The sequence below is a fragment of the Cryobacterium frigoriphilum genome (assembly GCF_004403305.1).
GTDB lineage: Bacteria > Actinomycetota > Actinomycetes > Actinomycetales > Microbacteriaceae > Cryobacterium > Cryobacterium frigoriphilum.
This window is the reverse complement of record NZ_SOHE01000036.1, coordinates 48,210-72,941: the sequence shown is the minus strand read 5'-3', so window position 1 is coordinate 72,941 and position 24,732 is coordinate 48,210. Positions and strand designations below refer to the sequence as shown.

Annotated in this window: 21 protein-coding genes, 1 tRNA gene and 1 pseudogene; 16 read left to right on the top strand and 7 right to left on the bottom strand. The window is 67.0% G+C overall.

What is annotated here, in order from left to right; all coding sequences use genetic code 11:
* Positions 1-44: 44 nt before the first annotated feature.
* A complete protein-coding gene (locus E3T55_RS07715; RefSeq protein ID WP_241992937.1) occupies positions 45-1,721 on the bottom strand; it encodes a molybdopterin-dependent oxidoreductase in 1,677 nt (558 codons plus the stop codon).
* A gap of 290 nt (positions 1,722-2,011) precedes the next feature.
* Positions 2,012-2,689: a DedA family protein gene (locus E3T55_RS07710; protein ID WP_134518989.1), complete on the bottom strand. Its 678-nt coding sequence runs from the start codon at positions 2,687-2,689 to the stop codon at positions 2,012-2,014.
* A gap of 23 nt (positions 2,690-2,712) precedes the next feature.
* Between E3T55_RS07710 and E3T55_RS07705 the strand changes: the two genes are divergently transcribed.
* The 5 genes and pseudogenes from E3T55_RS07705 to holA all read left to right on the top strand — a co-directional run bounded on the left by E3T55_RS07705 (position 2,713) and on the right by holA (position 11,550).
* Complete coding sequence (locus E3T55_RS07705) at positions 2,713-4,209, top strand: anthranilate synthase component I family protein (protein ID WP_134518988.1); 1,497 nt, start codon at positions 2,713-2,715, stop codon at positions 4,207-4,209.
* A gap of 76 nt (positions 4,210-4,285) precedes the next feature.
* Complete coding sequence (leuS, locus tag E3T55_RS07700; protein WP_166791710.1) at positions 4,286-6,937, top strand: leucine--tRNA ligase; 2,652 nt, start codon at positions 4,286-4,288, stop codon at positions 6,935-6,937.
* A 110-nt stretch (positions 6,938-7,047) separates the two neighbouring features.
* Positions 7,048-7,827 carry a ComEA family DNA-binding protein gene (locus E3T55_RS07695; RefSeq protein WP_134518987.1) on the top strand — a complete coding sequence of 260 codons (780 nt, stop codon included), beginning with the start codon at positions 7,048-7,050 and terminating at the stop codon, positions 7,825-7,827.
* Positions 7,824-10,091: pseudogene (locus tag E3T55_RS21080) on the top strand (ComEC/Rec2 family competence protein); the annotation flags it as partial. The gene E3T55_RS07695 and the pseudogene E3T55_RS21080, both read left to right, overlap by 4 nt.
* A gap of 412 nt (positions 10,092-10,503) precedes the next feature.
* A complete protein-coding gene (holA, locus tag E3T55_RS20725; protein ID WP_134518985.1) occupies positions 10,504-11,550 on the top strand; it encodes a DNA polymerase III subunit delta in 1,047 nt (348 codons plus the stop codon).
* Between the two features lie 19 nt (positions 11,551-11,569).
* Here the strand turns inward: holA and E3T55_RS07680 are convergent, their stop codons facing one another.
* The 4 genes from E3T55_RS07680 to E3T55_RS07665 form a co-directional block, all read right to left on the bottom strand.
* Positions 11,570-12,163, bottom strand: a complete 594-nt coding sequence (locus tag E3T55_RS07680) for a hypothetical protein (RefSeq protein WP_134518984.1) — start codon at positions 12,161-12,163, stop codon at positions 11,570-11,572.
* A gap of 119 nt (positions 12,164-12,282) precedes the next feature.
* Positions 12,283-12,546, bottom strand: coding sequence for a 30S ribosomal protein S20 (rpsT, locus tag E3T55_RS07675; protein ID WP_119973823.1), 264 nt, complete (start codon positions 12,544-12,546; stop codon positions 12,283-12,285).
* Between the two features lie 166 nt (positions 12,547-12,712).
* Positions 12,713-13,438 carry an alpha/beta fold hydrolase gene (locus E3T55_RS07670; RefSeq protein WP_134518983.1) on the bottom strand — a complete coding sequence of 242 codons (726 nt, stop codon included), beginning with the start codon at positions 13,436-13,438 and terminating at the stop codon, positions 12,713-12,715.
* 175 nt (positions 13,439-13,613) lie between these two features.
* Positions 13,614-13,698, bottom strand: a tRNA-Leu gene (locus E3T55_RS07665).
* A gap of 105 nt (positions 13,699-13,803) precedes the next feature.
* Between E3T55_RS07665 and E3T55_RS07660 the strand changes: the two genes are divergently transcribed.
* Genes E3T55_RS07660 through mshC form a run of 3 tightly spaced genes read left to right on the top strand, consistent with a single transcriptional unit; the run spans position 13,804 to position 17,378 of the window.
* Entirely contained in the window at positions 13,804-15,180 is a 1,377-nt protein-coding gene (locus E3T55_RS07660; protein WP_134518982.1) for a M20/M25/M40 family metallo-hydrolase, read from the top strand.
* Between the two features lie 49 nt (positions 15,181-15,229).
* On the top strand, positions 15,230-16,084 hold the full coding sequence (locus E3T55_RS07655; RefSeq protein ID WP_134518981.1) for an undecaprenyl-diphosphate phosphatase: 855 nt from the start codon (positions 15,230-15,232) through the stop codon (positions 16,082-16,084).
* Between the two features lie 13 nt (positions 16,085-16,097).
* The gene (mshC, locus tag E3T55_RS07650; RefSeq protein WP_134518980.1) at positions 16,098-17,378 is read left to right on the top strand and encodes a cysteine--1-D-myo-inosityl 2-amino-2-deoxy-alpha-D-glucopyranoside ligase; all 1,281 of its coding nucleotides are present in this window, start codon (positions 16,098-16,100) and stop codon (positions 17,376-17,378) included.
* Between the two features lie 44 nt (positions 17,379-17,422).
* Here the strand turns inward: mshC and E3T55_RS07645 are convergent, their stop codons facing one another.
* A complete protein-coding gene (locus tag E3T55_RS07645) occupies positions 17,423-18,412 on the bottom strand; it encodes a PAC2 family protein (protein ID WP_134518979.1) in 990 nt (329 codons plus the stop codon).
* 82 nt (positions 18,413-18,494) lie between these two features.
* Here E3T55_RS07645 and E3T55_RS07640 point away from each other — a divergent pair, with 82 nt between their 5' ends.
* The 8 genes from E3T55_RS07640 (at position 18,495) to tatC (ending at position 24,731) form a co-directional block, all read left to right on the top strand.
* Entirely contained in the window at positions 18,495-19,235 is a 741-nt protein-coding gene (locus tag E3T55_RS07640; protein ID WP_420897983.1) for an HAD family hydrolase, read from the top strand.
* A complete protein-coding gene (locus E3T55_RS07635; RefSeq protein ID WP_134518978.1) occupies positions 19,232-20,305 on the top strand; it encodes a tRNA (adenine-N1)-methyltransferase in 1,074 nt (357 codons plus the stop codon). The genes E3T55_RS07640 and E3T55_RS07635 overlap by 4 nt, the downstream gene beginning before the upstream one ends.
* Before the next feature lie 100 nt (positions 20,306-20,405).
* Positions 20,406-21,377, top strand: a complete 972-nt coding sequence (locus E3T55_RS07630) for an FKBP-type peptidyl-prolyl cis-trans isomerase (protein ID WP_166791709.1) — start codon at positions 20,406-20,408, stop codon at positions 21,375-21,377.
* A 9-nt stretch (positions 21,378-21,386) separates the two neighbouring features.
* The gene (locus E3T55_RS07625; protein ID WP_241992936.1) at positions 21,387-22,373 is read left to right on the top strand and encodes a helix-turn-helix transcriptional regulator; all 987 of its coding nucleotides are present in this window, start codon (positions 21,387-21,389) and stop codon (positions 22,371-22,373) included.
* Positions 22,373-23,356 (top strand): helix-turn-helix transcriptional regulator, encoded by a 984-nt coding sequence (locus tag E3T55_RS07620; protein ID WP_134518976.1) that lies wholly within the window; start codon positions 22,373-22,375, stop codon positions 23,354-23,356. Before E3T55_RS07625 ends, E3T55_RS07620 begins: the two co-directional genes overlap by 1 nt.
* On the top strand, positions 23,356-23,703 hold the full coding sequence (locus E3T55_RS07615) for a hypothetical protein (protein WP_134518975.1): 348 nt from the start codon (positions 23,356-23,358) through the stop codon (positions 23,701-23,703). Before E3T55_RS07620 ends, E3T55_RS07615 begins: the two co-directional genes overlap by 1 nt.
* The gene (gene tatA, locus E3T55_RS07610) at positions 23,696-23,929 is read left to right on the top strand and encodes a twin-arginine translocase TatA/TatE family subunit (protein ID WP_134518974.1); all 234 of its coding nucleotides are present in this window, start codon (positions 23,696-23,698) and stop codon (positions 23,927-23,929) included. The genes E3T55_RS07615 and tatA overlap by 8 nt, the downstream gene beginning before the upstream one ends.
* Before the next feature lie 49 nt (positions 23,930-23,978).
* Positions 23,979-24,731 carry a twin-arginine translocase subunit TatC gene (gene tatC, locus E3T55_RS07605; RefSeq protein WP_134519018.1) on the top strand — a complete coding sequence of 251 codons (753 nt, stop codon included), beginning with the start codon at positions 23,979-23,981 and terminating at the stop codon, positions 24,729-24,731.
* The last annotated feature ends 1 nt before the right edge of the window (position 24,732 follow it).

Below are 24,732 nucleotides of genomic sequence, written 5' to 3'. Positions count from 1 at the left end.
ACCCCACCCTTCTGGTACGGTGCCGCCGCGATCATGCTGACCGCTTAGATCGCCTGGCGGTAGCCAAAGAACTCGTGGTCGTTGTGGTAACCGCCGAAGCCAGCCCCGATCTCGGAGAAGTCCTCGACGAATTCGATTCCCTTGATCCACTTCACCATCTTGAAGCCCACCTGAGTTTCGTTGCGCAGCCGAAGCGGAGCGCCGTGCCCAAACGACACGGTTTCGCCGTTCAGGTCGTAGGCAAGCATGGTCAGCTTGTAGCTCATCTGCTCGATGGGCTGGGCGTCATAGTAGGCACCACCGTCGGGTCCGTCCGCGAAGGAGTAGAAGATCACCCATTTCGCTTCGGGTTTCGGCTGCACCAGATCGAGAATCGTCTGCATCGAGACGCCACCCCATTTTGCGACCCCTGACCAGCCCTGAATGCAGAAGTGCTGGGTGATCTGATCGTGGTAAGTCAGCGCCTTCACCTGCGCGAGGGTCAGCTCGACCGGGTTCTCGACGAGCCCGTTGACTCGCAGCGTGTAGTCCGCGAAGTTTCCCGCCTGGAGTGTCTGGTATTCCTCGGAGTCGGGGTACTTTCCGTTGTGCCAGAAGTACGGTGAAATGTCCTTCTCCGTGTACTGGCCCGGCTTGGAATCGATGTGTTCGAACAGGCGCTCCGCGCGACCGATGAGTGCGAAGCCCACCTTTTGCACCGTGCGCGGATGCCGGTAGGTGAAGGGCGTGGCGGCGAGCCAGCCGACGACGACGAGCACCATCGAGGCCGCGAAAATACCGAACCCGACCCAGGAATCATTGTCCTGCGACGCGTACATGTGGTTGAGGTTGCGCAGCGCGCCGGTGGTCATCACGAGGGTCACGTGCACGACGATGAACATGACGAACCAGCACAGCACGAAGAAGTGCAGCGACCTGGCCACCTGAATGTTGAAGATCGTACTGACTCGGCGGAAACGAGTGGAGAGGGCGGGGGACATGCCCAGGCCCGTGATCAGGGCAAGCGGAGCCGCGATGAAGACCGTGATGAAGTAGGCGATGAGCTGCAGGCTGTTGTAGTTGGTCCACCCGTTTTCAACCGGCCAGTCGAGCGAGAGATACTGCAGCGCGGCCGAGGCGGCGTTGGGGATGACATCCCAGCGCAACGGGACCAGGCGCATCCACTGCCCGGTCGTGAAAATGAGCACGAAGAAGAGGACTCCGTTCAGCAGCCAGACGGTATCGACGCCGAGGTGCCACCAGCGGGCCAGCCCGATCGAGTGCCGGCGACCGGGCAGACCGACGCCGTCCGGCAGGGTGATCGAGTCTTCCTTGGCCGTGTAGAGCGGATCGCTCGGCACCGGCTTCTGCATGCGAAACCAGTCCTTGCCCGGGGTCGAGTGCCTGGTCCAGTAGAACCGGGGATGGTCGGCCATGATGCTGACGCCGGAACGGATGATGAATACCATCATGAAGAGATTCAGAAAGTGCTGCCAGCCGACCCAGGCCGGCAACCCGACCGGTGCGTTGGCGGGCAGAGCCGATTCGCCCGGATACCGGCTCAGGAAATCCTGCACCGCGGGAATCTCCCGCAGGCCCTGGGCGATGGCGATGGCCGTGATGAGCAGCACGAGACCAATGGGAATCAACCAGAGCAGATTGAACCACTTGCCCTGACCGATCCGCACCCGCGGGGCGACTCCGTACTGCGCCGGAACCCGACCGGCCCAGTGGTCATCCACCACGTGATAGCGCTTGGTATCGAGTTCCTCACGGAAACTCCTGCGCGTCCCCCCTGCTCCAATGTCTGCTGCCGGAATATTTTGATCAACCGAGAGAGAATCCATACCGTCCCCATGTGAGAAGCAGGACGGCTGCCCAACCGCGTTGGGCAGCGCGTGTTACGGCACCTCCATGCACATCTCCTGCTTGTTGCTTGCGAGTATCCTCCTATTAAACGCAATATATTCCGTTTAATTAGAAATGACCCTCCGGAGCGCTCATCTGCTGGGGAACAGCAGACAAAAGATCGTCAGTCCGGTCTGACGGAGCCGTCACCGGTCGGCGTGTCGTCGGTGAGCATGTGGCGCGCCTCGCGGCGGTGCACCCACTTCTTCACGAGAAAGACCAGCAGCACGAATGCGGCGATCACGCCGACGAAAATGTAGCCGGCGAAATGCAGACGACCGCTGAGCTCCCGGTAACCGCCGGCCGCCGCGGCGCCCACGGTCACGTAGGCCAGCGACCAGATAATGCAGGCCGGAACGGTCCAGGTCATGAAGGTGCGGTACCTCATTTTGCTCATGCCGACCGTCAGTGGAATGAGCGAGTGCAGCACGGGCAGAAATCGTGACAGGAAGACCGCGATGCCGCCGCGACGGTCGAGGTAGACCTCGGCGCGCACCCAGTTCCTCTCGCCGATGCGGCGCCCCAGCCTGCTGCGGCGGATGACCGGTCCGAAGTGCCGGCCGAGGGCGAAGCCGATGCTCTCGCCGCAGAGCGCGCCGACAATGACGGTCAGCACGAGGGCGACGTATTCGGTCGGGTTGGTGACGGCGGTGCTCGCGACAATGACGATCGTGTCGCCCGGAATGATGAGGCCGATCAGCACCGAGGTTTCGAGCAGAATACCCACCCCGGCCAGGATCGTGCGAACGACGGGATCGACACTCGAGACGGAGTCGAGGATCCAGCTGAGGATGTCATTCATTCGTCACAGCTTAGGCTGGCAAGGTGAGCGCTTCCATTGAACGCGAACGATTGCGTGAGTGGCACGATCCGGCAGTCGTCTTCGCTGCCCTGTACGGCTCCGATCGCTATGCCGTCTGGCTTGACGCTGGGCCGTTCGCGCAGACCGGCGTGAGCTACCTGGGGGCGGCATCCGCTCGATCACGCTTCGTGACGGCCTCGGTGCCGACGAATACGGTCACCGTGTGCGTTCCCGGCGACCCGGGGGTACCGGCCGTCACGATGCCGGGAACCATCTTCGACTTTCTCCGCAGCGACAGCGACGCGCGTGATGCCGATGCCGAATCTGATTCGCCCGTTGTCAACGAGCAATCCCACGGCTTCGCTTTGGGCTGGGTCGGCTGGCTCGGGTATGAACTCGGCGCCGGAGCCGTGGGCGCTCCCGCGCACGAAGCGCGCACGACGGATGCCGCCCTGCTCGACCTCGACCGCGCCATCGCATTCGATCACCAGAGCAGAACCGTGACGCTGCTGGCCCGTGAGGGCGTCGCGGCCTGGGCGGTCGAGGTGCAGGCACTGCTCGATGCTGTGCCACCTGTGCCACCTGTGCCACCGTCACCGTCACAGCCGGGGCTACCGGCATCGGCAGCCCGCTGGCGTCACGGTCCACGTGCCTACGCCAAGCTCATTGAGCGGTGTCAGGCCGCGATCCATGCCGGCGATGCGTACCAGCTCTGCCTCACCAACGAGATTAGCCTCGACCTGCACCCCGACCCCGCCGTGGTCTATGCCCGGCTCCGCGCCGAGAATCCCAGCCACCACGGCGGGCTGTTGCGGTTCGGAACGGTGTCCCTGCTGAGCTCCTCACCCGAGCAGTTTCTCGCCGTCACCCGGCAGGGTGTCGTCACGACGAAACCGATCAAGGGCACCCGTAGCCGCGGTACCGACCCGGAACGTGACCGGGCGCTGCGCGACGAACTTCTTGCGAGCGACAAGGAACGAGCCGAAAACCTAATGATTGTCGACCTGATGCGTAACGACCTGGGCCGCATCGCCCGGCTCGGTTCGGTGCGCGTCACCACCCTGCTCGGCGTCGAAAGTTATCCGGCCGTGCACCAGCTGGTCAGCACCATTGAGGCCAGACTCGCCGCGGGCATCCGCGGTATCGATGCCGTGGAAGCCTGTTTTCCGGCCGGGTCGATGACCGGCGCGCCCAAGCGCAGTGCGATGACGCTTCTCGATTCGCTTGAGGGCGGTGCGCGCGGCATCTATGCGGGCGCTTTTGGGTACCTCGGCCATGACGGCGCGATCGACCTGGCCATGGTCATTCGCAGTATCGTGATCACCCCTGACGGTGTCTCCATCGGCACCGGCGGCGGCATCACCGCTCTGTCCGACCCAGCGGAGGAGATCGAGGAAACGAGGCTCAAGGCCGCGGCACTGCTGCGCGCGCTGGGCGTTCCGCCGCCCCCGGAGCCGGTGAGCGGCTCCGGGATGGGTAATCTAGAGGGGTGGACGGCGCGCAGCCACGCATCCGCCTGAGCTTCGCACCCGCACGGATTACTGATTTCGCACTGTTTTTCGCACTGAAACTGTTTCCGCACTGAAATTTCCTGCAATGAATGAGAGTCCCGTGGCACACGAGCACGACAGCATGCCCATCAGCGCCGACACCATCGTCGACGCCTCTTCTGCGGACCGCGTAGCCGGCCAGGAGCGCGACGAGCGCGACGACGACCACTACGACTTCGCCGCCACCCAGGCCAAGTGGGCTCCCGTCTGGGAAGACATCAAGCCGTTCGCCACGAGCGATCCGACCGATACCCGGCCACGCAAGTACGTGCTCGACATGTTCCCGTACCCGTCGGGAGACCTGCACATGGGACACGCCGAGGTCTACGCGCTCGGCGACGTCGTGGCCCGTTACTGGCGCCAGCAGGGCTTCAACGTGCTGCACCCGATCGGCTGGGACTCGTTCGGGCTGCCCGCCGAGAATGCCGCCATCAAGCGGGGCATCGACCCGCGCGGCTGGACCTACGACAACATCGCCCAGCAGAAGAAGAGCATGAAGCTCTACGCGACGAGCTTCGACTGGGATCGCGAGCTGCACACGAGCGACCCGGAGTACTACAAGTGGACCCAGTGGCTGTTCCTGCAGCTGCACAAGAAGGGCCTCGCCTACCGCAAGGACAGCTGGGTCAACTGGGACCCGACCGACCAGACCGTGCTCGCCAACGAGCAGGTCCTGCCCGACGGCACGAGCGAGCGCAGCGGCGCCGTCGTCGTGAAGAAGAAGCTGACCCAGTGGTACTTCAAAATCACCGACTACGCCGACCGCCTGCTCGATGACCTGAACCAGCTCGAGGGCAGCTGGCCGGCCAAGGTTCTCAACATGCAGCGCAACTGGATCGGACGCTCCATCGGAGCGGATGTCGACTTCGTCATCGAGGGTCGCACCGAACGCGTCACCGTGTTCACCACCCGCCCCGACACTCTCTACGGCACGACGTTCATGGTCGTCGCGCCCGATTCCGACCTCGCCGGTGAACTGGCCGAGGGGTCGACGCCCGAGGTGCAGGAGGCCTTCCGCGAGTATCTCGTGCAGGTTCAGCGCAGTACCGAGATGGAACGCCAGGCCACCGACCGCGAGAAGACCGGCATCTTTCTCGGCCGCTACGCGATCAACCCGGTCAACGGCGAGCGCCTGCCGATCTGGACGGCCGACTACGTGCTCGCCGACTACGGCACCGGCGCGGTCATGGCCGTTCCCGCCCACGACCAGCGTGACCTCGACTTCGCCCGCAAGTTCAACCTGCCCGTCACCGTGGTCATCGACACCAATGCCGCCGTGACCGGCGTCATCCCCGTCATCACCCAGGAGATGCTCGACGGCACCGAAGAACTCCCCGCCCTCGACCCGGTCAGCACCGGACTCGCCCTGACCGGCGAGGGCCGCCTGATCAACTCCGGCACCCTCAACGGCCTCAGCAAGAACAATGCGATCAAGCGCATCATCGAGCTGCTGAGCGTTGCCGGCACCGGCCGCGCCGCCAAGAACTACCGGCTGCGCGACTGGCTCATCTCCCGCCAGCGCTACTGGGGCACCCCGATCCCCATCATCCACGGCGCCGACGGCGCCGAGATCCCGGTTCCCGAAGACCAGCTGCCCGTGCGCCTGCCGTCGACCGAGGGCCTCGACCTCAAGCCCAAGGGCACCTCGCCGCTCGGCGGAGCGACCGACTGGGTCAACGTGCCCAACCCGATCGACGGTACCCCGGCACGCCGTGACCCCGACACCATGGACACCTTCGTCGACAGCTCCTGGTACTTTCTGCGCTTCCTCAACCCGAACGACGACACCCAGGCCTTCGACCCCCGCGAGGCCGAGAAATGGGCGCCGGTCGACCAGTACGTGGGCGGCGTCGAGCACGCCATCCTGCACCTGCTTTACGCCCGCTTCATCACGAAATTCCTCTTCGACGAGGGCTACGTCACCTTCACCGAGCCCTTCACCGCCCTGCTCAACCAGGGCATGGTCATTCTCGACGGTGCCAAGATGAGCAAGAGCCGCGGCAACCTGGTCTACTTCACCGAAGAGGTCGAGCGCCACGGCGTCGATGCCGTGCGCCTGACGATGGCCTTTGCCGGTCCGCCGGAAGACGACATCGACTGGCACGATGTGTCCCCGGTCGGCTCGGCCAAGTTTCTGGCCCGCGCCTGGCGCATGGCCCGCGACGTGACGAGTGCCCCCGAAATCGACTGGAGCACCGGCGATGCCGCGCTGCGCCGCGTCACGCACCGGTTCCTGGCCGATGCGCCGGCCCTCGTCGAATCGTTCAAATTCAACGTGGTCGTCGCCCGACTGATGGAACTGGTCAACGCCACGCGCAAGGTCATCGATACCGGCGCCGGGGCAGCGGATGCCGCGGTGCGCGAGGCCGCGGAGGTCACCACGGTCGCGCTCAACCTCTTCGCGCCCTACACCTCGGAGGAGATGTGGTCGCTGCTCGGCTACGAGCCCTGCGTGGCCCTCGTGCAGTGGCGCAAGGCCGACCCGAGCCTGCTCGTTGCCGAGTCGGTCACCGCGGTCGTGCAGGTTGACGGCAAGGTGCGCGACAAACTCGAAGTCAGCCCCAAGGTCGGCAACGACGACCTCGAGAAGCTCGCCAGGGAGTCGGCGGCGATCATCCGTTCGATCGGCGATCGTCAGATCATCAAGGTGATCGTGCGGGCTCCCAGGCTCGTCTCGTTCGTCACGCGCGCGATCTAGCATCGGGTTCGCCCGGGCGCGGTCCCTCCACAGGGCCGCGCGCCGGCGAGTTATGCCCCATTTAGGCATTAGCGGCCCGGGCCGAGGCCGGGGCGTTCTAACCTGCCGCTATGCCCGTGCCTGCCGCACCCTCACCCGACGACGCTGACGACGTTCCTGACGACTCCGGCGCACTCCAACTTCTTGTGCCGGCCGCCCGGCTGCCGGAGCGGCCACCGCAACGCGTGCACCTGCGTGTCGGCGTCGGCGCGGCTATCGTGCTTCTGCTGGCCGCGCTCGTGATCACCGTCGTCGTCTCGGCGGTCGGTCAGCAGTCCGGCAGCCGCGTCGTCGCAGCGGATGCTGCCGGCTCGGGCGCCGTACCGCTCGGGGACGACGAGCCGGGCGCAGCGGCGGCGAGCGACGCACCCGCCGATTCCGGTGGCACCGCATCGGCTGCGGGCGCGATCATCTTCGTGCATGTTCTCGGGGCCGTCGAGCGGCCGGGGCTGTTCGAACTGCCCGACGGAGCGCGGGTCATCGACGCCGTCGCGGCTGCCGGGGGCCTGACCGACACGGCCGATCCGGCCGGAGCGAATCTGGCCCGCCTGCTGAGCGACGGCGAACAGCTCTACCTGCCGCGGGTAGGAGAAGTACCGGCCGGAGTGCCGCCCGGGGTGTCGGCCGGTGCGGATGCCGGTGCCGGCGGCTCGGCCGCCACGATCGTGAACCTGAACACGGCGACGGTGGCCGATCTCGATACCCTGCCGCGCATCGGGCCGGCGATGGCCCAGCGCATTCTCGACTATCGCGAGGCGAACGGACCCTTCACCTCGACCGATGACCTGCGCAACGTCACCGGAATCGGCGACAAGACCTTCGAGGCGCTGAAAGACCTCGTGACGGTATGACTCGGGTGACGGGCCATCCTCGGGCGACGGGCCTTCCGCGGGCGACGGGCCTGAGCGTCGATTTGCGACTCGCCGTGCCGGCAGTGGCCGGCTGGCTCGTCGCGGGTGTGCTCATCGGCATCCCCGACTGGGCCGTGGGCGTGGGCGTGGGACTCTGGTCGACGGCTTGTCTCGCGGCGGCCGTCGCCTTCGTGCAGGCTCGACGAGCTGCACGAAACGTTCCGCGGCGTTCGCGCCTGCTGCGCGCGAACCGGGTCGTCACGCTGCTGCCCCTCGTCGCGGTGAGCTGCGCGGCGGCGGCGCTCGTGGCCTCCGTCGTCGCGGTGGCTGCCCCGCAGCGCTTGCCGGAGGCGGTGCGGGCCGCGGCCGAGCAACACGCCGACCTGACCGGAGTGCTGACCGTCACCTCGGCTCCGGTGCCGTCAACGCGCTCCGGTGCTGCCGGAGCGGCCTTCGGCGAGCGCTCCCGATTTCGGGCGACGCTCGACGCCATCACCGTCGACCGTGCCAACTCCACGTCGGCTGCGGAGCAGGTTGCGGTGCCCGTGGTCGTCTTCGCCGAGCTCGCCGAGTCCAAGCGGATGCGGATCGGAACCACCCTCCGGCTGGCCGGTACCCTGCACCTGACCGAGCCGGGAGATGGCGCAGCGGCGCTCATGTTCGGCCGAGGGCCCCCGCAGCTGCTGAGCGAGCCACCCGGCTGGCTCGGCTTCTTCGGCGATCTGCGGGCCGGATTCGCGCAGGCCGCCTCGACCCTGCCGGGAGACGGTGGCGACCTGCTGCCGGGACTCGCGATCGGCGATACCGCGTCGGTGAGTGCCTCCCTCGATACCGCGATGAAGACGAGTTCGCTCAGCCACCTCACCGCGGTCTCCGGAGCGAACTGCGCGATCGTGATTGCCGCCATCATGCTGCTCGGCGGCTACCTGCGGCTGCGCCGACCGTGGCGCATCGCACTGTCGCTGATCGCGCTGCTGGGCTTCGTTGTGCTCGTGACGCCCGAGCCGAGTGTGCTGCGCTCCTCCGTGATGGCCACGGTCACGCTGCTGGCGGTCGGTGTCGGACGGCCCGGCCGCGGCGTGCCGACCCTCGCACTCTCCGTCATCGTTTTGATCGCACTCGACCCCTGGCTTGCGCGCAACTATGGTTTTGCGCTGTCGGTGCTCGCGACCGGGGGGCTGCTGCTGCTTTGCGGGCCCCTGGCCCGGGTACTGAGCCGGTGGATGCCGGCTCCCCTCGCCGCGGTTATCGCCATCCCCCTCGCCGCCCAGCTGGCGTGCCAGCCCGTGCTCGTGCTGCTGAGTCCGACGCTGCCGCTCTACGGCGTGCCGGCGAACCTGCTGGCGGCTCCCGCTGCGCCGATCGCGACGGTCGTCGGCCTGCTGGCCTGCCTGCTGCTGCCGATCCTGCCGCCGGTCGGCAGTGCGCTGATGTCGGCGGCCTGGCTGCCCTCGGCCTGGATCGCCGCGGTCGCTCAGACAACTGCCGGGCTGCCGGCGACCACCCTGCCGTGGCTCGGTGGGCTGCCGGGAGCACTCGGAATCGCGGCCGTCACGGCCGCCGTGCTCGCACTGCTGCTCACCGTCCCCGGTCGAGAGCGGATACCGACGGATCGGCAGGCGCCGGCCGAACGTCGGCGGACCGTGCGCAGGCCAGCCGAACACAGTCCGTCGGTGACGACAGCGGCCGCGCGCCCGCCGCGCCCGCTCTGGCGCACCGCGACCCTCGCCCTGCTCATCGTCGGGTTCGGCATGTACGCCGGCGCCCTCATCGGCGCGGGAGTCGGCCGCGCCCTCGCCTTCCCGAGCGACTGGCAGATCGCGGCCTGCGACATCGGGCAGGGTGACGCCGTCGTGGTGCGCAACACCGACGCCCTCGGGGCGACCCGGTACGCGCTCGTCGATGTCGGTCCTGACCCGGCAGCGCTGCGCGCCTGCCTGAAGACACTCGGCATCGGTCGGATCGCTCTGCTGCTGCTCACCCATTACGACCTCGACCACATTGGCGGTCTTGACGCGATCATCGGCCGGGTGGATTCGGTTCTCGTGGGTGAGCCCGAAAACGCGCAGGACGCGGCCCTCCACACCCGTCTGACCGACGGCGGCGCCCAGGTGCGACAGGCGGCCCGCGGTGACAGCGGCATGCTCGGCGACCTGCGCTGGGACATCTATTGGCCGGTGCGGGGTTCCAGCCTGATGCAGGTCGGCAACGACGGCAGCGTCACGATCGGATTCGACGGGCGCGGTATTCGATCGATCTTTCTCGGCGACCTCGGCGAAGACTCCCAACGCGCCCTGCGGGCCCAGGGGACGCTGCCCGAGGTCGACGTGGTGAAGGTCGCTCATCACGGCTCGGGTGACCAGAGCGCGGAGTTCTACACCGAGCTTCAGGCGCGCGTCGGGGTGATCTCGGTCGGGACGGATAACGGGTACGGGCACCCGACGGCGTCGCTGCTGAACCTGCTGGCTGCGGCGGGCACCGAGGCCCTGCGCACCGACCGGCAGGGCCTAGTCGTGATCGCGTCGGCTCCGAGCGGCGGCCTGCGCATCTGGACCGAACACGCCGACAACCGCCGCACCGTCCCGAGCGAGGCCATCGCTCCGGCGCGCTCGGTGCCGTCGATGCCGGGGCGGGTGCCGGATAGGCTGGTTCGAGCACATCAACGATTGGACACCCGTGGCCGCACGACCCGCCGCACGACCCGCCACCAAGACCGCCCCGAAAGCCAGCGCCAAGACCACGATCGCTCAGTTGGCGTGGCATCAGGTGCGTCCCGCGCCCATCGTGCTCGTCTCCGGTACCGAATCCTTTCTGGCCGAGCGCGCCATCCGTCAGCTGCGGGACTTTCTGAAGCTCGAAGATCCGAGCCTGGAGATCAGCGACGTTCAGGCAGACAGCTATGCGCCCGGCGAGCTGCTGACCCTCGCGAGCCCATCCCTGTTCGGGGAACCTCGCCTGATTCGAGTCAGCGCGGTCGAGAAGTGCAGTGACACCTTTCTCGCCGAGGCGCTCGATTACCTGCAGAACCCCGCCGAAGACACCTACGTGGTGTTGCGGCACGGTGGGGGAGTGCGCGGCAAAAAACTGCTCGACACCGTGCGCGGTGGCCTCGGCGGCGGCATCGAAGTAGTCTGCGCGGAACTCAAGAAAGACACCGACAAGTACGACTTTGCCGTGGCCGAGTTTCGGGCCGGCGGTAAGCGCGTCAGCACCGGTGCCCTGCGCTCCCTCGTCGGCGCCTTCAGCGACGACCTTGCGGAGCTGTCGGCGGCCTGCCAGCAGCTGATCGCGGATGCCACGAGCGAGGTCACCGAGGCCACCGTCGACCGCTATTACGGCGGCCGGGTCGAGACCAACGCCTTCAAGGTCGCCGATTCGGCGATTGCCGGGCGTCGCGGTGAGGCACTCATCACCCTGCGCCACGCCCTGTCATCCGGGGCCGATCCGGTTCCCATTGTTGCCGCGTTCGCGATGAAGATTCGAACCATGGCCAAGCTCTACGGTGCCCACGGCGGCAGCGCTCAGCTCGCGAGCAAGTTCGGCCTCGCCCCGTGGCAGGTGGAGCGTGCTCAGCGCGACCTGCGCGGCTGGACCGACGAGGGCCTGGCGCGCTGCATCGAGGCCCTGGCCGAAGCGGATGCCGGCGTCAAGGGCGCCGTTCGGGATCCGGTTTTCGCCCTCGAGCGGCTCGTCGGCGTCATCGCGCGCCGCGGCGAACTCTAACCCGCTCTCGCGGGGCTCGCTACTCGGCGCCGAGCGTGATCGACGACCGGGTCAGGTAGAGCCACACGCCGTCGGCAAATTCTTCGCTGCCGCAGACCTCGCCGGTCACCTTCACCGCAACCACGGCCGCGGTGCCCTGCAGCTCGGCGGCCGTCGCGCTGCCGGCGAAGGACTGCGGGAGGGTCGGGCAGTACTCGATCTGCACGCGGCCGGCCAGATCGCTGAATTGAACCAGCACCGTCTGCAGCGGCAACGGCAGGAACAGGCGCATCGCGAGGGCGACACAGACGACAGCGAGCCCGGCGACGCCGCTCAGACCGCCGACCCGCATCAGGCGCCGACGTCGACTCGTCGGCCCCCAGGCCGCAGCGGCGAACCCCACGAGGCTGACGAGAAACAGCACGAGCGCGACAATCCCGACAATCGTCCAGGGCGCCGCGGGAATGATCTCGGGCTCGGCGAGCAGGGCCGCGGCGACGACCGTGGCAGCGGCGGCCGCCAGTCCGGTCAGGAACCGAGCGGATGCTGCCGCTGCGTCGGATCGTTCGCCCGCGGGTTCGGGGCTGCGCTGGGGTTGGGTTCGGGCGATTTCGGACACCTCGGGGCTCATCACGCGGTCAGTATAGCGGGGGGCTCTCGCGGGGCAACCCGTGTTCGTGCGCCCCGAAAAGGTACAAAAAGGCCCCCGTCGCGGTGACGGGGGCTGTTTTGAGCGCGTGGAGCGCGACGCGATTAGACGAGTGCGGACACGGCCTTCGCGATGGCCGACTTCTTGTTCGCTGCCTGGTTCTGGTGAATTACACCCTTGCTGACAGCCTTGTCGAGCTTCTTGGAAGCGAAGGCGAGGCTGGCGACAGCCTTGTCCTTGTCGCCGGCGGCAATGGCGGTACGAGTCACGCGGATCGCGGACTTGAACTCGCTCTTGACCGACTTGTTGCGCTCCTGAGCCTTCTTGTTGGTGCCAATTCGCTTGATCTGCGACTTGATATTTGCCACGTTTTTTACGCTTTCGTTGGGTTCTGCACGGTTTGCACCGAACAATTTGTTTGGACAGCCGCGAGCGGTAGAGGGCGCTCCTGCGGCGATAATCGTGTGGGGTGGGACCCATCACGCAAGTCAACGGCCAACGATACCAGTAATCACCCAGAACCGACAATCATCGTCAGTCGGTGGGCAGCTGCGCGGCTATCTCCGCGACAACGGCCGTGAAACGATCGGGTTGAGCGAGGCTGGACAGGTGGGTTGCCCCGGCGACCACCACGACTCGGCCGTTCTGGCAGGCGGCCAGAAAGCGTCGTTCGTTCAGTCGAAAGTGGTCGAGGGCGCCATTCACGAGCCACACCGGACCCGGATAGGCGGCGAGGCTCCGCAGCGGGGTCAGGGTCGACGTGGCGCGCAGGCCGGAGTCCATCACGTCGAGCGCGGCGCCGCCGGCGAGCACGTCTCTCGCCCCGTCAGGCGGCAACAGTCGGCGTGCCATGGTCTCGTGCAGCCACAGGCCACGATCGGGCAGGCGACGGATGCCCCGCGCCAGCAGCCGATAGCCGTAGAGTAAGACGCCGCGCGGCACCGCCGAACAGCCGGCAGCAACCAGCCCGGCGACCCGATCGGGGTGCTCTGCCGCATAGGCGATCGCGTAATAGCCGCCGAGAGACAGACCAACGAGCAGCACCCGGCCGCCGAGGGCGTTGACCCCGGCGTCGATGGCGGCGAGGGCGCCGCGCACCGTGAACTCCTCGCCCATCCGCTCGCCGTGGCCCGGAAGATCGATCGCGAGCACTGGGTGGCCGGCCGCGGTCAGCTGCCGCTCCTGGTGCGCCCACATGGTTCTGGAGGCACGGATGCCGTGCACCAGCAGAATGGGAACAGCCGGGGTGTCAGAATTCATGGGCCGAGCCTAGCCCGCGCCCACATCAACGTCGTGTGAGTGCACCCCTCGTGATTGGTGATCACAGCAGGGTGAGCGTTAAACCAAGAAAGGCCGAATCTTTCGATTCGGCCTTATCTTGTGAACTGTCTCAACCAGTTCTCGTTAACTGCTCCAGTTACTGGTGCAATCTCCGTGTCCGAGATGGGACTTGAACCCACACGCCCTTAACGGGCACTGGCACCTCAAGCCAGCGCGTCTACCAATTCCGCCACCCGGACCGGGTGATGATGGCCGCCGTTGTTCTGGCTGCCGTAGAAGAATCTAGCACGCTTAGAACCCCGCTTTGTACACACCGGGCCAAGCGCGCCGGGTAGCGTGAACTTATGGCTCCTTCAACTCCCACCGACACCAGCTCCGCCGGCACGTCCGTCCCGCAGGATTCCGCGCTTTCCGAGGATGCGAACCCGACTGAGCTCGACCTGACGGCGCGAATCGCCCGCGACCTGATTCGATTCGACACCACGAATTACGGCGAGGGGCGCAGCAACGGTGAAACGGATGCCGCCGAGTACGTTGCCGAAAAGCTGCGCGGCCTGGGGCTCAGTCCAGAACTGTACGACTCCGAACCGGGCCGAACGAGTGTCGTCGCCCGGGTAGCGGGCCGCAACCCCGACAAGCCGGCCCTCGTGGTGCACGGTCACCTTGACGTCGTACCGGCCGATCCGACCAACTGGACGGTCGACCCCTTCGCGGGCGTGATCAAGGACGGCCTGCTGTGGGGCCGCGGCGCCGTCGACATGAAAAACATGGACGCCATGATCCTCGCGTCGCTCACCGACATCGTGGGTGCCGGCCAGGCTCCGGAACGGGACCTGGTCATCGCGTTCTTCGCCGACGAGGAGGCCGGGGGAGTCTTCGGCTCGCACTACCTCGTCGACTCGCGGCCCGAACTTTTCGCCGGTGCCACCGAGGCCATCAGCGAGGTCGGCGGTTACTCCATCACCCTCGGCGGCCAGCGAGCGTACCTGCTGCAGACGGGTGAGAAGGCACTGATCTGGATCAAGCTCGTCGCGCGCGGCAGCGCCGCCCACGGTTCCCGCCTCATTCACGACAACGCCGTGACGCGCCTCGCCGAGGCCGTCGCCGCGGTCGGGCGTCGGGAATGGCCGATCCGCCTGACCAACACGACGACGCAGCTCCTCGCCGAACTGGCTCGCATTCTGGGAGTCGACCCGCAACGGGTCGGCCCCGACGAGCTCGCCCTCGCGACCGGTACCGCGTCGGGGTTCATCCAGGCGAGCCTGCGCACGACCACGAACCCGACCAAGCTCACGGCCGGCTACAAGCACAACGTGATTCCCGATACGGCCGAAGCTCTCATCGACATCCGTTCTCTGCCCGGAGAAGAAGACCAGGTTCTGGCCGAAATCGCCGAGTTGGTCGGCCCCGACATCGAGATTGTCATCGTGCACCGCGACGTGGGACTCGAAACGGAGTTCAGCGGTCCGCTGATCGATGCGGTCGTCGACACGCTCGGCCGCCACGATCCGGGCGCGCCGGTTCTGCCCTACCTGCTCTCGGCCGGAACCGACAACAAGGCGCTGAGCAAACTCGGCATCAAGGGTTACGGCTTCGCTCCGCTGCGGCTGCCGGCCGATCTGGACTTTCCGGCGATGTTCCACGGCGTTGACGAGAGAGTTCCGCTCGACGCACTAGTCTTTGGCAGGCAGGTTCTGACCGACCTGCTCACGAGCTACTAGCGCATCAGCGTCCGGCAACTCGTTCGACACCGAAGCGGAAGCAGCGCGCGTGGACATCATCAATGCGATCATTCTGGGCCTGGTCCAGGGCCTGACCGAATTTCTCCCGGTCTCCTCGAGCGCGCACATCACCATCGTCGGGCAGTTCCTGGGAACCGGCGAAGATCCGGGGGCGCGATTCACCGCGATAACCCAGATTGGCACCGAGCTGGCCGTGGTGCTGTTCTTCTGGCGGGATATCGTGCGCATCATCGGGCGATGGTGCCGTTCGCTCGTTGGCCGGGTGCCGCGCACCGACACCGACGCTCGCATGGGCTGGCTCATCATTCTCGGCTCCCTGCCGATCATCGTGCTGGGCCTGCTGTTTCAGGACCAGATCGAGACCGTGCTGCGGTCGCTGTGGATCACCGCGATCATGCTGATCGTGTTCGGCGTGCTGCTCGGCGTCGCCGACTATGTCGGAGCCAAGCGTCGTGCCCTGACCGACCTCACCGTCGGGCACGGCGTGATCTTCGGCTTCGCACAGGCCCTCGCGCTCGTGCCGGGGGTGTCCCGTTCCGGCGGCACCATCACAGCGGGCCTGTTCCTGGGCTACGAGCGCGCCGCTGCCGCCCGCTATGCGTTCCTGCTGGCGATTCCCGCGGTACTCGGCAGCGGCTTCTACCAGATCTTCAAGAGCATCGCCGAGCCCTGCGTGGTCGCCGCCGGTAATTGCACCCCGGAGATCTTCGGCCCCCTCGAAACCCTCATCGCGACCGTCATCGCCTTCTTCGTCGGCCTCGCGGTGATCGCCTTCTTCATGAGCTACATCTCCAAGCGCAGCTTTCTGCCCTTTGTCATCTACCGCATTCTTCTGGGCGGCACTCTTCTCGTGCTGCTGGCGAACGGCACCATCACGGCCTAGTTAGGCTGGATGCATGCGTGCATGGCAACACCCCCAGATTCCGTCCGTTCCCGGCCCCTCGACGGCGCCGTGGCTTCACGACACCGCGAGCGACAGCCTCGTCGAAGCGAAGCCGACGGATGTCGCCCGGTTGTACGTCTGTGGCATCACCCCGTACGACGCCACGCATATCGGCCACGCCGCGACCTACCTCGCCTTCGACACCCTGCAGCGGGTCTGGCGTGATGCCGGCTACCGGGTGCACTACGCCCAGAATGTGACGGATGTCGACGATCCGCTGCTCGAGCGGGCCATCGCTACCGGGGTGGATTGGCGTGACCTGGCCGAATCCCAGGTGGAACTGTTCCGCACCGACATGGCCGCGCTGCGCATCATCCCGCCCAACGACTATGTCGCCGTGACGGATGTCATCGACGAGGTCGCCGCGGCGGTCGGCCAGCTCGTAGCCGCCGGCATGGCCTACTCCGTGCCGACCGCGGACGCCCTCAGCGTCACCCCGGTCGACGGCACCGACCCCGTTCGCGGCTCCGACGTGTACTTCGACATTGCCGCCGCCGAACGGCAGACCGCCTGGCAGATCGGTGACGAAAGCAACCTCAGCCGGGCGGACATGCTGCTGCTGTCCGCCGAGCGCGGCGGCGACCCCGACCGCCCCGGCAAGCGCGATCCGCTCGACCCGATGCTGTGGCGTGCCGCGCGCGCCGGCGAACCGGCCTGGGAGTCCGAGGTCGGGCCGGGTCGCCCCGGCTGGCACATCGAGTGTTCGGTGATCGCCCTGCAGGAACTCGGCACCGACTTCACCGTGCAGGGCGGGGGAGCCGACCTGATCTTTCCGCACCACGACATGAGCGCGGGCCATGCGGCCGCCCTGTCCGGACATCCGCTTGCCGGTGTCTACAGCCACACCGGCATGGTCGCCTATCAGGGCGAGAAGATGAGCAAGTCACTCGGCAACCTGGTGCTCGTGTCGGTGTTGTTGCAGCAGGGAGCGGATGCCCGCGCCATTCGGCTCGCGCTCCTCGCCCAGCACTACCGCACCGACTGGACCTGGACCGACGCCCACCTCGGAATCGGTACGGCCCGCCTGGCGCGCTGGACCGCCGCGTTCGGAGCGGATGCGGTGCCCGGCACCGCGACCAGCTCCTACGTGATCGGAACCCTGCGCACCGCACTCGTCAACGATCTGGACACCCCGACCGCGCTGGCGCTCGTCGACAAGGCCGCGCTCACCGGGGTCAGCGACCCGGCACTGCTCGCACGCGCGGTCGATGCTCTTCTGGGCGTCGACCTGTAGCGGCGTCTCTCGGGTGTCTCGGGTGTCTCGGGCAGCTGGCAGGGTCAGGACTGCCGGGGACCGTCCGGAGTTGTCCCAGGTCCACCAGATCCGCCGGATCCGCCGGGTCCGCCGGGTCCGCCGGAGCGTCCGTCGCGGCCATCCCGGCCGTCGCCGCGTTTGCGCAGGTACTTCTCGAATTCGTGGGCGATGGCTTCGCCGCTGGCCTCCGGCGAATCGACCGTGTCGCGGGCCTGTTCGAGCTGGTTGATGTACGCCGCCATATCGTCGTCTTCGGCCGCGAGGGCGTCGATGCCGGTCTGCCACTCGGCTGCCTCGGTCACGAGGGTGCCGCGGGGAATGACGACGTCGATGATCTCCTCAAGCTTGTCGATGAGGGCGAGCATCGCCTTGGGCGACGGTGCATTGTGCACGTAGTGCGGCACGGAGGCCCAGATCGAGACCGTCGGAATGCCGAGCTGCTCGGCGAGGTCGGAGAGCACGCTCAGAATGCCCACCGGGCCCTCGTAGGTGCTGCGCTCGATCTGCAGCTCGCTTCTGACTGCGGGGTTGTCGCTCGAGACGAAGATCGAAATGGGCCTGGTGTGGGGCACGTCGGCGAGCATCGCGCCGAGAAAGACTATGCCGGTCACGTCCGCAGCGAGGGCCGCGTCCAGTATTTCCGAGGCAAAGCTCTTCCAGCTGCGGCTGGGTTCGGTTCCCAGCAACAGGTAGATGTTGCCGGCATTGCTGCCGCTGACGTGCAGTTGGGCGTCTTCCGCGAGCGGCGCGCCGGCCACGGTCGGAACGGATGGCCCGTACATGATCGCTCCGGGCCACTCCAGCCGGCGCTGGCCGTCTTCATTGGTCGAGACGGTCGGCCGGTTGAACTGGTAATCGAAATAGACCTCGGGGTCGACCTCGGCGACCTGGGTCACATCGAGCAGCTCCTTCAGGGTACGCACGGCACCGGTTGCCGCTTCGCCCGCATCGTTCCAGCCCTCGAAGGCCACCACGAGCAGTCGTCCACCCAGAAATCCGTTGCCGTCTGTCACCGTCGTTAACCCTCGTTTCTTCGGTGTCGCATTCCGTGCCGCGCTACACCCATCAGTCAAGAATAGGCGGTGCCCCGTACACTTGAACCCCGTGACACCGATCCCCGCAAATTCAGCCCTGCCCGCCGCCGTACTCTGGGACATGGATGGGACCCTCGTCGACAGTGAACCGTACTGGATGCGCGCCGAAACCGAACTCGTCGGCTCTTTTGGCGGCACCTGGACCCACGCCGACTGCATGCAGCTTGTCGGCTCCGGCCTCTGGAACTCGGCCGCGATCCTGCAGTCCCACGGCGTTGAGATGCCGGCCGACGCCATCGTGGCCTGGCTGACCAGCCGGGTGCAGGAGCAACTCGCCGAGGGCGGCATCCCCTGGCGCCCGGGCGCCCGCGAGCTGCTGCAGGAGCTGAAAACGGCCGGCATCCCCACGGCCCTCGTCACCATGTCGGTGGAGCGGATGGCGCGTCAGGTCGCCGATCTGGTCGACTTTTCCGGCCTGGCCGCCTTCGACACCATTGTCGCCGGCGACATGGTCACCGAGAGCAAACCGCACCCCGAGGCCTATCTGACCGCCGCGCGCACGCTCGGCGTCGACCCGGCCCGATGCATCGCGATCGAGGATTCCGTTCCCGGAGTCGCCTCCGCCGTCGCCTCTGGCGCCCTCACGATCGCCGTTCCGCACCAGATAGACCTGCCGGAGAGCGCCGACTACGTGCGCTGGCCGTCGCTGGCCGGTCGCGGCGTCGCCGACCTCCTCGCCCTGTTCGCCAGCCGCGAGACCCCACTCACCCCCACAACCTCCGAGGACACCGTTACCGTATGAGTCTCACTCCAGATGTTCAGCACAATCAGGGCGTTCAGTACAATCAGGGCGTTCAGAACAGCGGACCGTTTCGGGCCGGCGACCGGGCCCAGCTGACCGGCCCCAAGGGGCGCCTGAACACCATCACGCTCGAACCGGGCAAGGTCTTCCACACCCACCGCGGCATTGTCGCCCACGACGACATCATCGGGCTGCCCGACGGTAGCGTCGTCACCAACAACGTGGGCGTCGAACACCTCGTGTTGCGCCCGCTGCTCGTCGACTTTGTCATGTCGATGCCGCGCGGCGCGGCCATCATCTACCCCAAGGATGCCGCCCAGATTCTGGCGCAGGCCGACATCTTTCCGGGCGCCACCGTCGTTGAGGCCGGTGTCGGGTCGGGGGCGCTGTCGCTGTGGCTGCTGCGCGCCATCGGCCCCGCGGGGCGGCTCGCCTCCTTCGAACGCCGCGAGGAATTCGCCGACGTCGCCCGCGACAACATCGCGACGTTCCTCGGCTCCGACCCCGAGAACTGGACCATCACCCTCGGCGACCTCGCGGAGACCCTGCCCGACACCCTCCCGGCCCAGAGTGTCGACCGTGTCGTGCTCGACATGCTCGCGCCGTGGGAATGCCTCGACGTCGTCTCCGACGCCCTCAAGCCCGGCGGCGTCGTGCTCTGCTACGTCGCGACCGTGACCCAGCTCTCCCGTGTGGCGGAGGCCATCCGCGGCACCGGGCTGTACACGAACCCCGATTCCAACGAGACCATGATTCGCGGCTGGCATGTCGAGGGACTCGCCGTGCGCCCCGACCACCGCATGATCGGCCACACCGGATTTCTCATCACTGCCCGCCGCCTCGCTCCCGACACGATCCTGCCCGAGCTCAAGCGTCGGCCGTCGAAGACCGACTTCACCGACGCCGACTTCGAGGCCTGGACCCCCGGCGCCCTCGGCGAACGCACGGCGAGCCCCAAGAGCCTGCGCAAGCGGGTGCGGGCGGCGGGAACCAGCGCGGCCCTGTCGAAGGCTCGCGATCTCACCGGCGACACCGGTGCCAGCGCTCCCGCCGACACCGACGCCGATTAGGATGGGCGTCGCCCGGTTTCCTGCACCAGCGCACGACCCGAAACCTTCCAGTACCACCCGCGCCGCCTGTGCGAGCGCTCCCAGATCGAGAAGAGGACCTGTGCGCAAGCAAATCGCACTCATTGCCACCGCCGGCCTGTTGATGGCCGCCCTGACGGCGTGCAGCGGCCCCGGCGCCACAGCCGCGGACTGCGACGTGCCCGTGACGGATGGCCCCGCCGCCGACCTCGTCTCGGTCACGGGTGACCTGGGCACGGCGCCGGTCGTTGATTTTCCGACCCCCCTGAAGACCGACACCACGCAGCGCGCCGTACTCATCGAGGGCGAGGGCGAGCCGACCGTGTCGGGTCAGCGACTGGGAATCGAACTCAGCGTCTACAACGGCACCTCGGGCGAACTCATCGAGCAGAGTCCATACTCGCCCACGTCAGCTGCCCCCGTGACGCTGAACGATGAGGCGCTCACCGGGCTTCGCCTCGGTCTCACCTGCGCCCAGGCCGGTTCGCGGGTGGCCATCGTGGTGGCCCCGGACGACGGCTTCGGGCCCCAGGACGGCAACGCCCAGCTCGGCGTTGCGTCCACCGATTCCCTCATCTTCGTGGTTGACATCGTGAAGACCTACCTGACCCGCGCGAACGGCGCCGATCAGGCTCCTGAGGCCGGTCTGCCGTCCGTCGTGCTGAACGACGACGGCCGCCCGGGCATCACGATCCCGGCCGGAGACGTGCCGACCGAGCTCGAGGTGGGTGTGCTCAAAAAGGGCGCCGGTGAGAAGATCGCTGAGGGTCAGGTTGCCACGCTGCACTACACGGGAGTCATCTGGGGAGAAGACAAGACCGTCTTCGACTCGAGCTGGGAAAACGGTGCCCCGGTACCGCTCATGGCCGTCGACGGATCCACGACCCAGGGTGGCATCATTCCCGGATTCGCGACCGCACTGATCGGTCAGACCGTGGGATCGCAGATCGTCGCGGTCATTCCGCCCGAACTGGCCTACGGCGCGACCGCATCGGGAACGATTCCGGCGAATTCCACCCTGATCTTCGTCGTCGACATCCTCGGCGTGGACTAGGAGCCACAGGTGGCGGCGATCGCGGTTGAGGAACGGCTGTTCAGTCTCGTTCTCGCGCTCATCGCGACCGAAACCGGGCTGACCCGTGACCAGGTTCTGTCCACCGTTCAGGGCTACCGGCAGCGGTACGCTCAGGACAAGGACAACTCCGGCCTGGAACGGCAGTTCGAGCGTGACAAGGATGATCTGCGCGAACTTGGTATTCCGCTCGAGACGATCGACCCGCACGACAACCTGCAGGCGCGGTATCGCATCCCGAAGGGGCTCTACGACCTGCCGAGCGACGTGCGCTTCTCCCCGGACGAGCTCATGCTGCTGAAACTCGCGGCCACGGTGTGGCGGGAAGGGTCGCTCTCGGCCGAGTCTCGTCGCGCGCTCACCAAACTGCGCTCACTCGGAGCGGGTGCGAGCGACCCGGTTCTGGGGTACGCGCCGCACCTGCGGGCACGCGAGGCGTCGTTCGAACCGCTCAACCGGGCCCTCGACCGGCGCGAGATCGTGGCGTTTCGCTATCTCAAGCCCGGCGACGCCGCACCACGCCGGCGCGTCGTCGCCCCGCGAGCGGTCGTGCAGTTCGATGGCCGCTGGCACCTGTTCGCCTCCGACGAGGGGGCCGGGGCGAGCCGCACGTTTCTGCTGTCGCGCATCGTCGGCCCCGTCGTCGTGCTGCCGCGCCGCACATTCGACGCTGACGACACCCTGACGGCGCGCACGGCGCTGGCCGAGCTCGAGGCTCTGTGGCAATCCAATGTGGCCGAAGTCGACGTCGAGGCGGGCAGCGACGCGGCCGTTCGCCTCGGAAAACGGGGGATCGCTCCGGCTGATGCGGTGTCGACCCGGGTGAGTCTGCACTTTACCGACCTGAACATTTTGGCCGACGAACTCGCCGGCTACGGCCCGGAGGTGCACGTGCGTTATCCCGAGAGCCTGCGCCACGCCGTACACCGGCGGCTGCAGGGCGTCGTCGCCGCGCACCGTGACGCGGAGTCCAGCTGATGCCGGGCCCTCTGCGTGCACCCGATCGCCTCGCGTTTCTGCTCGCCCTCGTGCCGTACCTGCAGGATCACGACACCGTGACCGTGACGCAGGTCGCCGCCCACTTCGATGTGACGCCGGAGCGCGTGCGTGATGCCGTCACGCTCATCGCTGTCTCCGGTGTACCGGGAGCCACGAGCCAGTACCAGCACGGTGACCTGTTCGACATTCAGTGGGACGAATTCGAGCTTCATGATCGCATCGTGCTCACCCATCTCGTCGGGATCGACGACTCGCCGCGGTTTTCTGCCCGTGAGGCCGCGGCCCTGATCGCCGGGCTGCAGTATCTGTCGGCCCTGCCCGAAAATGCCGATCGGGCGGCAATCGCCTCGCTGATGGCCAAGCTCACCCGTGCGGCGTCAGCGCCGCCCACCCAGCTGCTTGCCGAGAATTCCGGCTCAGCGGATGCCCTGGCCCTGATCGCCGCGGCGGTGCGCGCCGACGTGCAGGTCGAGTTTGACTACCTCAATGGTGAGGGCGTCCACGAGCACCGTTTCGTTGATCCGCTGCGCATGGAATCGGTCGACCGCGACTGGTACCTGCGCGGCTGGTGCCATCTGCGCGCCGCGGTGCGCACGTTCCGACTGGACCGCATCAGCCAACTCGGCGTGACCGATCGGCCGCGTTCGGCCCAGACCGGTGCCCGGTTGCCCGACCGACTCTTCGAGCCGTCGGCGCACGACCTCACGGTGCTGATGGAACTGCCCCGCGCCGCCCTGCCCCTGCTGGCGGACTACCTGCCGGAGCTGGTCAGCGACACCGTCGCCGATCAGGCCGGCGGTGACCGCTGTCGGGTGCGGCTGCGACTAGCCAGTTTTCACGGACTCAAACGCCTCGTCGCCGGACTGCCCGGAATCGTCACCGTCATCGAACCCGCCGAGGCGCGCGCGATCGTGGCCGCCTGGGCCGCTTCCGGCGCCGCGCACTACGAAGCGGATGTCTGATGCCCTGGTGGTCCTGGCTGTTGATCTGGAGCGGGCTGGTGCTCGGGTTAATCACCATGTTCGTCCTCTTCGGCGTGACGCTCTTTCGTAAGCTGATGACGCTCGCGGAAGCCCTGGGGAAGTTAGGCGACCGGTTCAGCGAGGTGGGAGCGCCGGCCGACGACGAGGTCCCGTCGCCGCGCGCACTTCCGGCCGTCTTTCAGAGTCGAAGCCGACTCGCCGAGCTCGCCGCCGATCGGCGCTTCGAGCGGCTTCACCGGCGTCAGCTTCGTCGCGATCGGGCAATCGACCGCGGTAAACTGTTCCGAACGTCGCCCGTAATCCCGAAGGACTCCTCTCATGCTTAACAACCTGACCGGATGGCACTTCCTCGTCATCCTCGTCGTCGTGTTGCTCCTCTTCGGGGCGCCCAAGCTCCCCGGCCTGGCGCGGAGCCTCGGCCAGTCGCTCAAGATTTTCAAGAGCGAAATCAAGAGCGACCAGCCCGCAGCCGGCACGAACGCGGACACGAACCTTGACGCAACCAACAACAACTCGGCCGCCGGCACGGTCGACCCCACCACGAAGCCGTAACCTCATGCCACTGCGCGGCACCCGGCGCGGCGCCGGCACCGAAGCCAAGATGTCGCTCGGCCAGCACCTGGTCGAGCTGCGCAAACGGCTCTTCCGCGCCGCCGCCGGCATCATCGTGGGCGCCATCCTCGGCTGGTTCCTCGCCGACTTCGTCTGGGACGCCCTCCGGCAGCCGATTCTGGCCATTGCCGCGGAGCAGGGCCGCAACGCACAGATCAACTACCCCGACATCACGTCGTCATTTGACCTGCAGCTGAAGATCGCCTTCTACGTCGGACTCGTTGTCTCGAGCCCCATGTGGCTCTACCAGATCTTCGCCTTTCTGATGCCCGGACTGACCCGCACAGAGAAGCAGTACACCTTCGGCTTCTTCTTCACCGCCATCCCGCTGTTCCTGGCCGGCTGCACGGCCGGCTGGTTCGTGCTGCCGAACATTGTCGGACTCATGACGAGTTTCGCGCCCGTCGAAGACGCCGCCTTCATCAACGCGCAGGACTACCTCAACTTTGTTCTCAAACTCGTCATCGCGATCGGTGTCGCATTCGTGCTGCCCGTCTTCATCGTTCTGCTCAACATGGCCGGGGTGATCAGCGCCGCGTCGATCATCAAGTCCTGGCGCATTGCCATTCTCGTCATCGTGCTGTTCACGGCGATTGCAACGCCCGCCGCCGATGTCGTCTCGATGTTTCTGCTCGCGATCCCCATGGTGGCGTTGTATTTCGCAGCCTACGGAATTGCCTTCCTGCACGACCGGCGCGCCGCCAAACGGGCGCTCGCCTTCACCGACGAAACGGCGCTGTAAC

Coding starts and splice junctions, on each gene's coding strand:
- E3T55_RS07635 (WP_134518978.1), top strand. CDS start 19,232: ATGAGTCTCACTCCAGATGTTCAGCACAATCAGGGCGTTCAGTACAAT.
- E3T55_RS07670 (WP_134518983.1), bottom strand. CDS start 13,438: ATGAATTCTGACACCCCGGCTGTTCCCATTCTGCTGGTGCACGGCATC.
- E3T55_RS07710 (WP_134518989.1), bottom strand. CDS start 2,689: ATGAATGACATCCTCAGCTGGATCCTCGACTCCGTCTCGAGTGTCGAT.
- E3T55_RS07615 (WP_134518975.1), top strand. CDS start 23,356: ATGCCCTGGTGGTCCTGGCTGTTGATCTGGAGCGGGCTGGTGCTCGGG.
- E3T55_RS07695 (WP_134518987.1), top strand. CDS start 7,048: ATGCCCGTGCCTGCCGCACCCTCACCCGACGACGCTGACGACGTTCCT.
- E3T55_RS07660 (WP_134518982.1), top strand. CDS start 13,804: ATGGCTCCTTCAACTCCCACCGACACCAGCTCCGCCGGCACGTCCGTC.
- tatC (WP_134519018.1), top strand. CDS start 23,979: ATGTCGCTCGGCCAGCACCTGGTCGAGCTGCGCAAACGGCTCTTCCGC.
- E3T55_RS07620 (WP_134518976.1), top strand. CDS start 22,373: ATGCCGGGCCCTCTGCGTGCACCCGATCGCCTCGCGTTTCTGCTCGCC.
- leuS (WP_166791710.1), top strand. CDS start 4,286: ATGAATGAGAGTCCCGTGGCACACGAGCACGACAGCATGCCCATCAGC.
- mshC (WP_134518980.1), top strand. CDS start 16,098: ATGCGTGCATGGCAACACCCCCAGATTCCGTCCGTTCCCGGCCCCTCG.
- tatA (WP_134518974.1), top strand. CDS start 23,696: ATGCTTAACAACCTGACCGGATGGCACTTCCTCGTCATCCTCGTCGTC.